Genomic DNA, 286 nt, shown 5'->3' with positions numbered 1-286 from the left:
ATCTGTAGTTAGAATTAATTTAAATCCTAATTGTTGCGCTTGCTGTATCATTTCTAATAAAGGAGAGTTTTTAAACCAACTTTGTGTAAGCATCTAATTCTTTAGGGTCGGCATTCTTATTGAATTCTGGCACTAACATATCGTGACGAATTCCAGAGCCAATAAAGGATTTCTTTACTTTCGGGTGGCTATCTACCGCCTGATATAATTCGGTTAATGGTTTATGAGAAGTATCTAAATTACTACAAATTACAGGAGAAATACAACTAGGCGCCACACATTTGTC

At 35.0% G+C, this 286-nt stretch carries 1 protein-coding gene; it reads right to left on the bottom strand.

Annotated features, from left to right (window positions below):
- Positions 1-70: 70 nt before the first annotated feature.
- On the bottom strand, positions 71-286 hold a 216-nt coding region (locus tag H2O73_RS23890), incomplete at its 5' end, for a hypothetical protein (protein ID WP_220457740.1).

The sequence above is a fragment of the Vibrio marinisediminis genome, assembly GCF_014050145.1.
Classification (GTDB): domain Bacteria; phylum Pseudomonadota; class Gammaproteobacteria; order Enterobacterales; family Vibrionaceae; genus Vibrio; species Vibrio marinisediminis.
The sequence above is the reverse complement of the archived record's forward strand: the minus strand, read 5'-3'. Positions and strand labels throughout refer to the sequence as shown.